Origin of the sequence: Providencia sp. PROV141 (genome assembly GCF_028481645.1) — a bacterium.
Lineage (GTDB): Bacteria > Pseudomonadota > Gammaproteobacteria > Enterobacterales > Enterobacteriaceae > Providencia > Providencia rettgeri.
This window is the reverse complement of sequence record NZ_JAMPPR010000018.1, coordinates 1-14,903: the sequence shown is the minus strand read 5'-3', so window position 1 is coordinate 14,903 and position 14,903 is coordinate 1. Positions and strand designations below refer to the sequence as shown.

Below are 14,903 nucleotides of genomic sequence, written 5' to 3'. Positions count from 1 at the left end.
ATACTTAAAATAAATTAGTGGGCATCTAAAACGGCACGTGAAATAATAATTTTTTGTATTTCTGACGTGCCCTCAAAAATCCGTAAAATCCGCGCATCACGCACATAACGTTCAAGGGGAAGGTCACGAATATAGCCGTAGCCGCCATGTAGCTGTAATGCTGCATCTGTAACAAAACCCGCGCACTCAGCGGCAAACAATTTCGCTGTCGCAGATTGCAAGCTAAAACGCTCCCCTGAATCACGCAATTCGGCAGCTTGCCAAGTCAACATACGAGCGGCCTCCAACTGGGTATGCATATCCGCAATACGCCATTGAGTTCCTTGGTATGCGGCTAATGGTTTTTTACCAATTTGGCGTTCTTTTACCCAACCTAAAGCACTTTCCATCGCAGCGCGAGCAATACCAAGGGATGTTGCGGCCACCTCAACACGCCCTTTATCTAAAACTTCCATCGCGGTATGGAACCCTTTATTTTCCTCTCCCAGTAATGCCGATTCCGGTAGCCAACAATTCAGTGCTAATTCATAAATCGTGCTCCCCCGTAATCCCATCGTTTTTTCAGGTTGAGAAAATGCCACACCTTCCGTGCCTTTAGGGATCATAAATGCGCTGATCCCACGGGCTCCCGCTTCTACATCCGTTTTCGCATATAGCACAATAAAGTCGGCTTCTTTGGCGTTAGTAATATAGTGTTTATTACCCCGAATACGCCAGCCACCATTTTCACGAGTTGCCACGGTTCGCATATCTGCAGGATTAGAACCCGCAGCCGGCTCAGTTAAGCCAAATGCGCCTAATAATTCTCCTGCAGCGGCTTTTGGTAACCAATAATTTTTTTGCTCTTCGGTACCACCAATTAAAATTGAATCTGTCGCCAAAAAATGTGCCGTTAGAGCCGATGAAGTCGAAGCACAAGCGGCAGCAACAGCTTCGACTACCTGACTCATCGCCACACTGCCAATACCAAAACCGCCATACTGTTCAGGTAAATTAATTCCCCAACAGCCCATTTCTCCTAACGCTTGTAAACTTTCTGCGCAAAAGGTTTCTGTCTCATCGTATCTTTGTGCATTCGGCTGTAAAATGTCATGACAAACTTTTTCTATCGCATCCACAACCGCTTGTTCTGTTTCATTAATATCAAAACTCATTGCATCGTCTCCGCATTTTTAATGGTTGTTCTCGCTGGCTTATACACTAAGTTTGCCTCACCTAATTTTGGCGCACGGCGGGTCGAATGAGGTTTATTCCCATTGAAAAAAACTGGTTGAGAAACCAAAGGCGTTCCCCCATCATTCAGGTGCGTCAGAACTTGCCTCACTTGGGCATGCTCACTTTGTGTTGCTTGGTGTAAATTATGAATTGGTGAAGCAGGAACGCCCGCATTTAATAAAATGTCGCATACCTCTTCAACGGTTTTTTGGCGTGTCCAACTTTCGATCTCTTTTCTAAGTTCAGCTTGGTGCTGTGTTCGGCTCGGGTCATTAAGGTAGCGTGAGTCGTGACATAACTCCGATTTTTCCATACATTCACAAAAACGTTGGAATAGCTTTTCACTCGCAATCGCGATAACCACTAAGCCATCTTTTGCCTGATAAGTATCGAATGGCGTAGATACTGGATGGCGGTTACCCACTAGGCTCGGAGCCTTATCATGAGCAAATAGGTTTGAAAGCCCAGTTAACTGCATGCTCAGTAAGACATCCACCATCGCTACATCAATATACTGTGCCGCTTCGTCATGACGCTCTCTCGCAAATAACGCACTACTTATCGCCCATGAGGCAAACATCCCTGCACACACATCGCCAATTGACTCACCACTGCGTGTAGGCCCTGTTTCTGGGAAACCAGTGACACTCATTAGGCCTGACATCGCTTGTGCCACGATGTCATAAGCGGGATAACTGGCGAGTGGGCTGTTTTGCCCAAATCCAGAGATACTGGCGTAGATTAATTTAGGGTTGTGCTGCTTTAGGCTCTCGAAATCGATACCGAGTCGTTGAGTCACACCAGGACGAAAGTTTTCAACCACCACATCACTTTCTTTGACTAGCTGGAATAAAATCGCTCGGTCTTCATCCGCTTTAAGATCCAATTCAATACTGCGTTTACCTCGGTTAATTAAACCGTAATAAACACTTTCCCCATCAATGAATGGCCCTAAATGGCGGCTATCATCACCGTGGTTGGGCACTTCAATTTTGATCACTTCAGCACCAAGATCGGCCATCATACCTGTGCAATAAGGGCCAGCTAACACACGGCTTAAATCGATCACTTTGATCCCCGCCAGTGGCCCTTGTCTTTTCTGAGTTAACGCAGCATTCATACTGAATTCCTTCTATTCCAGAAAGATGCCAGCTCAACTTCAGCTGGCACACGACATTACTTCACCATCGGCAAGTTCAGTCCTTGCTCTTTCGCGCAGTTAATGGCGATGTCATAACCTGCATCTGCATGACGCATAACGCCCGTTGCAGGGTCATTATGTAAAACACGAGCTAAACGCTTATCAGCAGCGTCCGTTCCATCACACACAATGACAACGCCTGAATGTTGTGAGAAGCCCATGCCGACACCACCACCGTGATGTAAACTGACCCATGTTGCGCCACCTGCGGTATTTAATAGTGCGTTCAATAAAGGCCAGTCTGATACCGCATCAGAACCATCTTTCATGGATTCCGTTTCACGGTGAGGGCTAGCCACAGAGCCTGAGTCTAAATGATCACGGCCGATCACAATTGGGCCCTTTAACTCACCACTTTTCACCATTTCGTTGAAAGCTCGTCCTAATCTTTCTCTGTCTTTTAAGCCTACCCAACAAATACGTGCAGGAAGCCCTTGGAATGCGATACGCTCGCGTGCCATATCGAGCCAATTATGTAAGTGTTTGTCATCTGGTAATAATTCTTTTACTTTTTGATCTGTTTTATAGATATCTTCAGGATCACCAGATAACGCAACCCAACGGAATGGGCCAATACCTTCACAAAACAGAGGGCGAATATAAGCAGGAACAAAACCTGGGAAATCAAAGGCATTACTAATGCCTTCATCTTTTGCCATTTGGCGAATATTATTGCCGTAGTCAAAAGCCGCTGAGCCACGCTTTTGCATCGTTAACATCGCATCCACTTGGACTGCCATACTTTTTTTCGCTGCCTTGGTCACTTCAGCAGCTGCGGTTTGTTGTTTTTCACGCCATTGGGCGAGTGTCCAACCCTGTGGTAAGTAACCGTGCACAGGGTCATGGGCACTCGTTTGGTCAGTGACGGAATCAGGGGTGATATTGCGTTTCACCAGTTCACTATAAACATCAGCCGCATTACCTAATAACCCAACAGAAACTGGCTGGCCATTTGCTTTGGCTTCCTCGATGTATTGTAGTGCCTCATCTAATGTCGTCGCTTTTTTATCCACATAGCGGGTTCTTAAACGAAAATCGATACGGCTTTCATCGCATTCGACCGCTATCATGCTAAAACCCGCCATGGTTGCTGCTAATGGCTGTGCTCCGCCCATTCCACCTAAACCGCCCGTTAAGATCCAACGCCCTGCTGCGTTACCATTAAAGTGTTGTTTGGCCAGTGAAACGAACGTTTCATAGGTGCCTTGGACGATCCCTTGAGAACCAATATAGATCCAAGAACCGGCCGTCATTTGGCCATACATCATTAAGCCTTTACGATCTAACTCATTGAAGTGATCCCAATTCGCCCAGTGAGGAACAATATTTGAGTTTGCGATCAATACACGCGGCGCATCTGGATGGGTAGGGAACACACCTACAGGTTTACCTGACTGCACGAGTAATGTTTGGTCATCTTCCAGTGTGGTCAGCACATCTAAAATTTTGTCATAGCATTCCCAATCACGTGCCGCACGACCAATACCGCCATAGACCACTAAGCTTTGAGGGTGCTCAGCGACATCAGGGTCTAAATTATTTTGGAGCATGCGATATACCGCTTCTGTCAGCCAGCTCTTACAGGTTTTCTCACTGCCACGTGGTGCGCGGATCACTCGAGTTGAGTCAGTACGATTTAACATGGTTGTATCCCCTATCATCCATTTTTAATTAACGTTAAATTAACAATTTTATTTATAATAATCTGCGAGATACCCAGTTAGTGGCGATGCACTTGTGTTTTAAAATTAATTATTTGATTTAAAATCAATAGATTAATTTAATATCAACTTACTCGAGACTATCTACTTATTTAGAGTGTTTATCTATGATTCAAATATATATACATTTACTTCACAAAGTATATACATTTAAATTTGAAATTTTATAGGAAGTGTGAAGGTTGGAACGCAAGAGAAGTTATACAACAACAAGTAGCTGTATGTTTCTAGAGAAAAAGTTGTATATACATTTGTTTTTATGCATAGAAACAAGTAAATAGCGAAATTGCGAGTCGCTTCACAGAACATTGCAACGATGTATAGTGAGAAAACCCATGCCGAACAGCTCAAAATGGAGTACATCAGAAACAAAAGCGGGCTACCTGCATCAACAGATAACCCAAGCAATCAGAAAAAGTGAATGATAATTTAATTTTCTAAATCATTCGCGTTGTGGCTAGGCGGCAAAATGAGGATAGCTTGGGGAGCATACACAAGTATGTGCCCCAAGTAGCCGAATAAAGCCGACAACGCCATAGTCCGTAATATAACTATGACGAAAATGTAATTTTCTAAATCATTCGCGTTGTGGCTAGGCGGCAAAATGAGGATAGCTTGGGGAGCATACACAAGTATGTGACCCAAGTAGCCGAGTGAAGCCAACAACGCCGCAGCGTGAAGGATAACGAAAATTGGGAGCATACATAAAGTATGTCACCCAAACAGCCGAGTGAAGCCAACAACGCTACAGCGTGAAGGATAACGAAAATTTTAGCCGCCTAGATAGGCGCTTCGTACTGCCTCATTCGCTAGCAACGCCTTACCACTATCTTCCAGCACAATATGCCCATTTTCCAATACATAGCCACGGTCTGCGAGTTTCAACGCTTGGTTGGCATTTTGCTCGACAAGGAAAATCGTCATTCCTTCTTCGCGTAACTGTTGGATTGTATCGAAAATTTGCATAATAATAATGGGAGCAAGGCCTAGGGATGGCTCATCAAGTAAGAGTAACTCTGGCTGGCTCATTAAAGCGCGGCCTATCGCTAGCATTTGTTGCTCACCACCAGACATCGTTCCTGAACGTTGACTTCGACGCTCATACAGCCTTGGAAATAGCTTATAAACTCGCTCAATACGTTCTTGGTACTGTTGGCGATCGGCAAAAAAGCCCCCCATTGCGAGATTTTCTTCCACTGTCATACGAGAAAATACACGCCGCCCTTCGGGTACTAACGCAATGTCTTCACGCATAATTTTCGAAGTGGGCAATTGGGTGATATCCACGCCTCGGTAAATGACTTGACCTTCCGATGCACGTGGATCGCCACAAAGAGTGCTGAGCAAGGTGGTTTTCCCTGCACCATTTGCTCCAATTAAGGTCACAATTTCACCTTTTTGGATATTCAAACTAATTTCATGTAGTGCTTGAATTTTTCCATAATGGGTAGAAACTTTTTTAAATTCTAGCATCAGTAAGCTTCCCCCAAATAAGCTTTTATCACATCAGGATGTTGGCGAATCTCACTCGGTGTTCCATTTGCTAATGGCGTTCCTTGATTCACGACATAAATGCGATCTGAAATTCCCATGACTAATTTCATATCATGTTCAATTAATAGAATTGAAACATTATGATGAGCTCGTAGCTCAGCAATCAAGTCATCCAAGTCATTGGTTTCTTTAGGGTTAAGACCTGCCGCAGGTTCATCTAGCATTAATATTTCAGGGCGAGTGACCATACAGCGAGCTATTTCTAACCGACGTTGCTGCCCATAGGCTAAATTACCCGCTTGTCGATTGGCAAAGGGGAGTAAATCAACACGCTCAAGCCATTTTACCGCATTATCAAGCGCTTCAGCCTCTGCCCGACGAAACGCAGGGGTTTTCAATAGCCCAGAAAAAATGCCACTTTTTAAATGTTGATGTTGCGCCACAAGTAAATTTTCAATCACCGTCATTTCTTTAAATAACCGCACATGCTGAAATGTTCGGATGACACCAAGGCGGGCAATAGACTGCCCTGTCAGCCCTTCAAGATGTTTTTCACGATATAAAATTGTGCCACTGGTTGGCTTATAAAAACCCGTTAAACAGTTAAAAATGGTGGTTTTACCCGCCCCATTCGGGCCAATCAGTGAAACTATTTCCCCTTGATTAATAGTTAACTCAACATTGTTGACGGCAAGTAACCCACCAAAACGCATTGTTAAGCCATTAACTTGTAGCAAAGGCGTTGTTATATGGCTCATACGCCCTCCCCTTCAGGGACTTTTTTCACCTGCATTTGACGACGTTTCATCGGTAATAGGCCTTGTGGTCGCCAGATCATCATCAGTACCATCAGCGCCCCTAATAACAGCATGCTGTATTGATTAAGGTCACGCATCATTTCCCGTGATACGACTAAGATAATTGCGGCTAAAATCACGGAAGTTTGTGAGCCCATTCCCCCTAAAACGACAATGGCTAACACAAATGCCGACTCCACAAAGGTAAAAGATTCTGGGCTGATAAACCCTTGCCGGGCGGCAAATAACGTCCCTGCAAACCCCGCAAAGGCTGCACTGATAGTAAATGCGGTTAATTTTATTCGAGTCGGGCTTAGCCCTAATGAGCGACAAGCAATTTCATCTTCGCGCAATGCTTCCCATGCACGACCTAATGGCATACGCAGTAAGCGATTGATAACAAATAAGGTTAAGACTACTAATAACAAGGCAACAAAATACAGGAAAATAATACGGTCACCAGGGCTGTAATCTAAGCCAAAAAAGTTATGGAAGGTATCCCAGCCATCTTTTGCAGTACGGCTAAATTCCAAGCCAAAAAAAGTCGGTTTCGGTAATTGACTGATCCCATTTGGACCGCCAGTGATTTCGGTATTATTCAGTAATAAAATACGAACAATTTCCCCAAAGCCAAGCGTCACTATTGCAAGATAGTCTCCCCGCAACCTTAGAACAGGGAATCCCAATAAAAAGCCGGCTAACGCAGCGGTTAACCCTGCAATCGGTAAACTTTCCCAGAAGCCAAAACCATAGTAATGATTTAATAAACCAAAAGTATAAGCACCGATGGCATAAAAGCCGGCATACCCAAGAACCAGTAAGCCGGATAACCCAACAACCACATTTAACCCTAAGCCTAACATTACATAAATTAATGTCAGGGTGGCAATATCCACGCTTCCGCGAGAAACAATAAATGGCCAAATAATTGCAGCAATAATAATTACAGCTGCAAGAATCTTTTGCTTGGCTGTCGAACCATCAAAATCAGGAATAGCCCACGCCTTTTTAGGAACTCCTTGCCATACTTTACTTAATGCCGGACGAACCAACTGATAAACAAAGATGACAATAATACCCGCAATGATCCAGTTCCAACGCACAGAATCCCCAACCGTAACAACCAGTTTTGTGCCATCAAGAGCGAGCTGCAACCCCATCATGAACAGTGCCAATACGAAAAAAGTCACTGAAGCCACAATGGCATTAATCCAATTTTCTTTTCTCATACTTTTTCGACCTCCGGGCGTCCCAGAATGCCGGTTGGCATGATTAACAACACACCAATCAATAAACCAAATGACACAACATCTTTATATTCTGTACTTAAATATGCGGAGGTCATCGCTTCTGCAACGCCTAAGATTAAACCACCTAACATGGCGCCGGGAATACTCCCAATCCCCCCTAATACCGCCGCAGTAAATGCTTTCATTCCTGCCATAAAACCAATATAGGGGTTAATCACACCATAAAATTGCCCCAATAGCACACCAGCCACAGCAGCCATTGCAGCACCGATAACGAAAGTCAATGAAATGACGCGATCGGTATTAATGCCTAATAAGCTGGCCATTTTAAGATCTTCTGCGCAGGCTCGGCAGGCTCTGCCCATTTTTGAATAACGAATAAATAACGTTAAAGCCACCATGGCAAGAACCGTAACAACCCAGATAGTTAATTGCATCTTAGTGACGGTTGCTTCAAAGCCATCGCTTTCCCCCAAGATCCATTGCCCTGAAATTAAGCTAGGTAAAGCTAGATCACGCGAGCCTTGCGATAAGCTGACATAGTTTTGCAGAAATATAGACATTCCGATCGCAGAGATCAACGCAATCAAGCGTTTTGAATGGCGGACAGGCCGATAAGCAACCCGTTCAATACTCCAACCATAGGCACTAGAGACCACAATTGCCGCAATGAAGGCCGCAGCAACAAGGATCCAGCCGATATCAATCCCAAGCATCATTAAGCCTGCGATCACAATAAAAGAGACATAGCTACCAATCATGTACACTTCACCGTGGGCGAAGTTAATCATCCCAATGATGCCGTACACCATCGTATAACCGATAGCTATCAGTGCATAAGTACTGCCAAGGGTTAAACCATTCAGAAGTTGCTGAATAAAATACAGAATTTGATCTGACATAAGACTATCCTTTCGAACTACTTGTCCTCTATAGAGAACAGAAGCCGGAAGCAAGTGACTTACTTCCGGTTCTTATTCGCTATGCTGGAACACTGCTGAGTACTATTTTACAGAGGTGGAAGTCCCATCTTTGTGCCACTCAAATACACCGAACTCAAACCCTTTCAGGTCACCGTTTGGCTGCCAGCTTAATGTTCCCATGACGGTTTCGACCGGATTTGCTTTCAGGTCTTTCACTAAATCTTCAGGCTCGATACTACCAGTACGTTCCATTGCCGTCGTTAAACCTTGGATAGCTGCATAAGTTGTCCAAACAAATGGCCCTGTTGGGTCTTCTTTCTTCGCTTTAATGGCATCAACAATTGGTTGGTTAGTCGCAACTTGGTCGTAACGTTTTGGTAATGTTACCAACATACCTTCAGAGGCATCACCTGCAATATTTGATAATGAAGAGTTACCGACGCCTTCAGGCCCCATAAAGCGAATATTCAAGCCAGCTTGCTTCGCTTGGCGTAAAATTTGCCCCATTTCTGGGTAATATCCCCCGAAGTAAACAAAATCAACATTCTCTTTCTTCAATTTTGCTACTAAAGCGGAAAAGTCTTTGTCACCCGCCGTTACTCCTTCAAACATCACTTCTTTAACGCCAGCTTTATTGAGGCTTTCACGTACAGAACGGGCTAAACCCTCACCATATTGTTGTTTGTCATGCACAACAGCAATACGAGTTGGTTTGATATCTTCCATAATAAATTTAGCTGCAGTGGGTCCTTGGTCCGAATCCAAACCAGTTGTACGCAGGACCATTTGATAACCACGTGTGGTTAAATCCGCATTAGTTGCAGCTGGGGTGATCATAATGACACCTTCATCCTCATAAATATCGGATGCCGGCTGTGTTGAAGAGGAACATAAATGCCCAATAACATGGCGGATACCATCGTTAATCACTTTATTTGCCACTGCAACCGCTTGTTTCGGGTCACAGGCATCGTCATATTCTACTGCCACTAATGTGTTTCCATTAATGCCACCTTTAGCATTAATATCTGCGATCGCTTGGCGTGCCCCTGTAAATTCCATATCACCATATTGAGCTACAGGCCCTGACATCGCACCAACAACCGCTATTTTAATTTCCTTTGCCCATCCTGCTGAACTGAATGCCATCGCAATACAGCCCGCTAATAATGCTTTATTCATATTCTTCATTTTATCGTCCCCGTCTTCATGGTTCTGAGTGTTTGTGTTTGATTTGTAGTAGATTATTATAGTTGACAGGTACAATGCCTGAGATTTCAAAATACAGCGAATAAGGCTATATATTTCATAACATTAAACAAGATAATTATGCTAAATAGCAAATGGATATGGTAGGTTTTTACATTAGAAGCAGAATAAAAAACTGATGTGTTAAAGTAGGTTTTTTGTAAATACTAGTGTTATATTCTGGTTAAATTTAAATTAATCCGAGTGAAATTCGGAAAATTAAGTATCACCAAATTTTTCTCTCTAAAATCAAAAAATCGGTTGTAGATCACTCTGGCAGGATGAGTGACTGCAACTCTTACAGGGAAACAAACAAAATATCATGAGACTCACTATTATCTCGCTGGTCAATCCTACTGAGCAACAATATCTGGACTTACATAAAATCTGGCCTGACCAGAGCCCTTTTGAACTAGCCAAAATGTGTAAATCAGGTGATCTATTCTATGCCGCTCGTTTTAACGAGCGCCTTCTTGGAGCCGCAAAAGTGACTGTCGGTCATAACACTGCTACTTTGCAGGATTTTTGTGTACGAGAGGTCACTCGCCGACGCGGTGTTGGCTCATATTTATTAGAAGAAATTTGCCAAGCCATCCCTGACGTTACACTATGGAAATTTGATATTAGCGAGGTCGCGCTACAAGAAAAAGAAGCGATGCGACTATTCTTGGTTGCTAATGGCTTCAATACCACCACGCAACCTGATATATGGGAGAAAACAGCATGAAGTTAAATAAAATTCATCATGTTGCTATTATCGCATCCAATTTTGAGGTCAGTAAGGATTTTTATTGCCGTATTTTGGGTTTAAATCTACTTGAAGAACATTACCGCCCAGCCAATAATTCATGGAAAGCGGACTTAGCCTTTGGTGAATATTACCAAATTGAATTATTCAGTTTTGTTAATCCACCAGCGAGGCTGAGTTATCCCGAAGCCACAGGGCTGCGTCATTTAGCCTTCAGTGTTGATGATTTAGATAAATGGGTCACTTATTTAACGGAGCAAGGTGTGGCTTGTGAGGCCATACGCATCGACCCCTATACCCAAAAGCGTTTTACATTTTTCACAGATCCCGATGGCTTACCGCTAGAGTTATACGGTGATTAATCGAACAATTAAAAATGTAAAAGTAGAAATGATTATCTGCATTTATCCACCTCTTAATGGGTAATAAATGCAGATAATTTTAGTGAACAACGAATTAGCCAGTAATAAATTACATTTCGCTATCTTCGTCTTCTTCCATCGCCAAACGTAACTTTTTCATGGCGTTCTTTTCAAGCTGACGAACACGCTCTGCAGAAACACCGTATTTATCAGCGAGTTCTTGCAACGTCGTTTTGTTGTCATCGTCTAACCAACGAGCTCGGATGATATCCTGACTGCGCTCGTCCAAAGAGTCCAACGCATCTGCTAAACGGTCAGTTGCATGGCTTTCCCAGTTATCATCTTCAATTGAACCGGCAAAGTCTGATGCTTTGTCTTGTAAGTATAAGACTGGGGCTACAGGACCACCAAAATCACTGCTGTCATCGTCATCTGACATATCAAATGCCATGTCTTGTGCAGCCATACGTGATTCCATTTCACGCACATCTTTAGTACTTACCCCTAACTCTTGGGCAACCATATCAACTTCATCCTGGTTAAACCAACCAAGACGTTTTTTATTCTTTCTTAAGTTAAAGAATAGCTTACGCTGCGATTTTGTTGTCGCGACTTTGACAATACGCCAGTTACGTAAAACGTATTCATGAATTTCAGCTTTGATCCAGTGAACCGCAAAGGAAACAAGACGAACGCCAACCTCAGGATTGAAACGACGCACCGCTTTCATCAGGCCGATATTACCTTCCTGAATTAGGTCAGCTTGTGGTAAACCATACCCTGCATAACTACGAGCAACATGAATAACAAAGCGCAAGTGCGATAAGATCAGTTGCTTTGCAGCATCCAGATCACCATGGTAATGCAGCCGTTCAGCAAGTTCCTTTTCTTCCTCAGCGGTGAGCATCGGGTAAGCATTAGCAGCCCGAACATAGGCTTCAATACTTCCTTGTGGAACAAGAGCTAATGATTGCATGTCTTTGGTCATTCAGATCCTCAATAAAATAATAGGAAACAGATTAGTTTGTATTGATAACCGCATTGGTTAACCATGAGGTAAACGTTTTTAGTCTACCAGTTTAACCGCGTTAAATAAATTATATACAAAATTTGTTAACAGTAGGTCAATGTAGGACAAAACAATTCAGACTAAGTTCATTTTTAACGAAAATTTGCAATAGAATCAAAGAGTCATGATATAACCAAATCATGACTCTTTAATAAAAATGATGAGAAAACAACGCATTACTCAGGTGTAAAGTGTCGTAAATGTTGAAGTGTTGCCAGCCATGCTGCTATCCAACCAACCATAGCGGATAACAGTAGAATCAATAAAGACTCTTCCCATAACAACCCTTCAATCTGAAATTGTGTACCAAATACACTGGCTACTTTTGCCACACCGTCCGCTAATTGCCAAACAAGTAGAAAGGTCATAATTAGGGAAATAATGGCGCCTAATGCACCCAATACAAGGCCACCATTTAAAAATGGCCTCATGATAAACCCGTCAGTGGCACCAATTAACTTCATCACATTAATCGTATCGCGGCGAGCAAAAATATTAAGCCGTACGCTATTACCTATCACAAGGAATAGTGACACAATCATTAAAATCCCAATGACAGAAGCGACTTTCCCAACCAAACCCGTTAGCGCGGCTAACCGTGCAAACCAGCTATCATCCATGCGAACTTCTTCAATGCCATCGACTTGACTGACTCTATCACGCAGTGTTGTTAATACATCAGAACCTTCAAAATCAATTTTAGGCGTAATTATCGCGACTGCAGGTAGTGGGTTTTCCTCTAGCATATCAAGTGCGGTACTAAAACCAGACCAACTGCGAAACTCACTCATGGCTTGGTCACGTGAAAGGTAATTCACATGGTCAACCCCATCAAGCGCCTGCAGTTGTGTTACTACATTTTGCCCACCTTGTTCATCAAGAGATTTATCCAGATAAACAGTGAGTTGTGGTGTTGGATACCATTGCTCCGCGGCTTGCGAAACGTTTTTCCACACAATATAACAAAGGCTCGGTAAGGTGAGTGAAATCGCAATAACCATGATAGTCAAAAAGGTGGCCAAAGGCTGTCTAAGCATGTCAGCAAGCGCATTCAACCACGAATAACGCCATTGCTCTTTCCAACCGCCTTTTAATGCTTTACTTTTCGATTGCTTGGCTCGTTCCGGCTTACTTTTACGGACATTCTTAGCCATGTTGACCTCCAAGCATACGACCTTCACTCAATGTAAGAACACGGTAGTTACGACGCTCAATCAATGCAATATCATGGGTCGCCATTAAAACGGTCACCCCTACACGATTGAATTCCTCGAATAAACGCATGATTCCTTCAGACAATTCACCATCAAGGTTACCTGTTGGTTCATCCGCTAATAACATCGTTGGCTTATTCACCACCGCTCGGGCAATACCGACACGTTGTTGCTCCCCTCCAGATAACTGAATTGGGAAGTTTTTCGCTTTGTCCAATAACCCAACTTTATCCAATGCAGCAGAAACTCGCCGACGAATATCCTCGGTACTGGCACCAGAAATGATTAGCGGCATTGCGACATTGTCATATACCGTTCGATCAAATAACAGGTGGTGATCTTGAAAAATCATCCCGATCTGCCGGCGCAGAAACGGGATCTCTCGATTTTTCAAGCGGCTGATATCATGACCATTGAATAAAATATGACCCGCACTTGGGCGTTCAATTCCACAAATCAGTTTAAGTAATGTACTTTTACCTGCGCCTGAGTGGCCTGTTAGAAATGCCATTTCTCCAGGTTGAAGATGAAAATCAACCCCTTGGAGTGCTTGGCGGCCACCTCGATAAGCTTTACTAACGTGTTCAAAGCGAATCATCGAAAATTATTCCTCTCGGGCAAATAGAGCCTCGATAAAGTCATCTGCTTTAAATGGACGTAAATCTTCAATACCCTCACCAATACCAATATACCGAATTGGAATACCAAATTGGTCGGCAATAGAGAAAATTACACCACCTTTTGCTGTGCCATCGAGCTTAGTCAAAGTTATACCTGTTAGACCGACTGCATCATCAAAAAGTTTTGCCTGACTTACCGCATTTTGTCCAGTACTTGCATCTAGCGTTAACATAATTTCATGGGGAGCATTTTCATCGAGTTTTTTCATCACCCGGACAATTTTTTTCAACTCTTCCATCAAGTGCGATTTATTTTGTAAGCGCCCAGCGGTATCTGCAATTAAAACATCAACCCCTTTCGCCTGCGCTGATTGAATCGCATCAAAAATAACCGATGCAGGATCTGCGCCAGTATGTTGAGCGACCACAGGGATCTTATTGCGCTCTCCCCATACTTGAAGTTGCTCAACGGCTGCTGCACGGAAAGTATCCCCCGCGGCTAACATGACGCTTTTCCCTTCCGACTGATATTGACGTGCTAATTTACCAATTGTTGTCGTTTTCCCGACCCCGTTAACACCAACCATAAGAATAACATAGGGTTTTTTGTCTTCAATCACGAGTGGTTTATCCACTTTCGCTAAAATATCAGACATTTCCTCACGCAATTTGCCATATAACACTTCTGCATCCTTGAGCTCTTTACGGCTCGCATGTGCCGTTAAGTTATCAATGATTTTGCGAGTGGTATCAACCCCGACATCGGCAATCAATAGCTGCTCTTCAAGCTCTTCAAATAAGTCATCATCAATTTTTTTACCTGAAAACAGCCCAAAAAAACCTGAACCTAAATTCTGGCGAGTTTTTAATAACCCTTTCTTTAGCCTAGCAAAGAAACCTTCTTTTTTAGGTTTTTCTTGCTCTGTTGGTAAACTATTTTTTTCTTCTTCTAAACGTAAGCGCTCAGCTTCAGCTTCTTCCTCTGCAATTCTCGCCTCTTCGGCGGCTTGCTCTTCCGCTAAACGGGCTGCTTCTGCTGCA

14 protein-coding genes are annotated in these 14,903 nt (G+C 43.3%); 2 read left to right on the top strand and 12 right to left on the bottom strand.

Features of this window, described 5'->3' with window-relative positions:
• Positions 1–14 precede the first annotated feature (14 nt).
• The 8 genes from PSF09_RS12195 to PSF09_RS12160 all read right to left on the bottom strand — a co-directional run bounded on the left by PSF09_RS12195 (position 15) and on the right by PSF09_RS12160 (position 9,792).
• Positions 15–1,154: an acyl-CoA dehydrogenase family protein gene (locus PSF09_RS12195; RefSeq protein ID WP_210839730.1), complete on the bottom strand. Its 1,140-nt coding sequence runs from the start codon at positions 1,152–1,154 to the stop codon at positions 15–17.
• Entirely contained in the window at positions 1,151–2,335 is a 1,185-nt protein-coding gene (locus PSF09_RS12190; RefSeq protein WP_272664365.1) for a CaiB/BaiF CoA transferase family protein, read from the bottom strand. The genes PSF09_RS12195 and PSF09_RS12190 overlap by 4 nt, the downstream gene beginning before the upstream one ends.
• 56 nt (positions 2,336–2,391) lie before the next feature.
• Positions 2,392–4,059: a urocanate hydratase gene (gene hutU, locus PSF09_RS12185; RefSeq protein ID WP_272683955.1), complete on the bottom strand. Its 1,668-nt coding sequence runs from the start codon at positions 4,057–4,059 to the stop codon at positions 2,392–2,394.
• An 849-nt stretch (positions 4,060–4,908) separates the two neighbouring features.
• Positions 4,909–5,610 (bottom strand): high-affinity branched-chain amino acid ABC transporter ATP-binding protein LivF, encoded by a 702-nt coding sequence (gene livF / locus PSF09_RS12180; protein ID WP_004258508.1) that lies wholly within the window; start codon positions 5,608–5,610, stop codon positions 4,909–4,911.
• Positions 5,610–6,389, bottom strand: coding sequence for a high-affinity branched-chain amino acid ABC transporter ATP-binding protein LivG (gene livG, locus PSF09_RS12175; protein WP_004908162.1), 780 nt, complete (start codon positions 6,387–6,389; stop codon positions 5,610–5,612). Before livG ends, livF begins: the two co-directional genes overlap by 1 nt.
• On the bottom strand, positions 6,386–7,657 hold the full coding sequence (locus PSF09_RS12170) for a high-affinity branched-chain amino acid ABC transporter permease LivM (RefSeq protein WP_210838021.1): 1,272 nt from the start codon (positions 7,655–7,657) through the stop codon (positions 6,386–6,388). The genes livG and PSF09_RS12170 overlap by 4 nt, the downstream gene beginning before the upstream one ends.
• Positions 7,654–8,580 (bottom strand): high-affinity branched-chain amino acid ABC transporter permease LivH, encoded by a 927-nt coding sequence (gene livH / locus PSF09_RS12165; RefSeq protein ID WP_210838020.1) that lies wholly within the window; start codon positions 8,578–8,580, stop codon positions 7,654–7,656. Before livH ends, PSF09_RS12170 begins: the two co-directional genes overlap by 4 nt.
• A 102-nt stretch (positions 8,581–8,682) precedes the next feature.
• A complete protein-coding gene (locus tag PSF09_RS12160) occupies positions 8,683–9,792 on the bottom strand; it encodes a branched-chain amino acid ABC transporter substrate-binding protein (RefSeq protein ID WP_004908157.1) in 1,110 nt (369 codons plus the stop codon).
• Positions 9,793–10,171: 379 nt separating this feature from the next.
• On the opposite strand from PSF09_RS12160, the gene panM reads away from it, so the two are divergent.
• Positions 10,172–10,576, top strand: a complete 405-nt coding sequence (gene panM, locus PSF09_RS12155) for an aspartate 1-decarboxylase autocleavage activator PanM (RefSeq protein ID WP_210838018.1) — start codon at positions 10,172–10,174, stop codon at positions 10,574–10,576.
• Positions 10,573–10,959 carry an SMU1112c/YaeR family gloxylase I-like metalloprotein gene (gene gloA2 / locus PSF09_RS12150; protein WP_272683954.1) on the top strand — a complete coding sequence of 129 codons (387 nt, stop codon included), beginning with the start codon at positions 10,573–10,575 and terminating at the stop codon, positions 10,957–10,959. The genes panM and gloA2 overlap by 4 nt, the downstream gene beginning before the upstream one ends.
• 109 nt (positions 10,960–11,068) lie before the next feature.
• Here the strand turns inward: gloA2 and rpoH are convergent, their stop codons facing one another.
• The 4 genes from rpoH to ftsY form a co-directional block, all read right to left on the bottom strand.
• Complete coding sequence (gene rpoH, locus PSF09_RS12145; RefSeq protein WP_004908152.1) at positions 11,069–11,947, bottom strand: RNA polymerase sigma factor RpoH; 879 nt, start codon at positions 11,945–11,947, stop codon at positions 11,069–11,071.
• Positions 11,948–12,204: 257 nt separating this feature from the next.
• A complete protein-coding gene (ftsX, locus tag PSF09_RS12140; RefSeq protein WP_004258540.1) occupies positions 12,205–13,182 on the bottom strand; it encodes a permease-like cell division protein FtsX in 978 nt (325 codons plus the stop codon).
• Positions 13,175–13,840: a cell division ATP-binding protein FtsE gene (ftsE, locus tag PSF09_RS12135; RefSeq protein ID WP_004258545.1), complete on the bottom strand. Its 666-nt coding sequence runs from the start codon at positions 13,838–13,840 to the stop codon at positions 13,175–13,177. Before ftsE ends, ftsX begins: the two co-directional genes overlap by 8 nt.
• Before the next feature lie 6 nt (positions 13,841–13,846).
• A partial coding sequence (ftsY, locus tag PSF09_RS12130; protein WP_272683953.1) for a signal recognition particle-docking protein FtsY occupies positions 13,847–14,903 on the bottom strand: 1,057 nt, incomplete at its 5' end.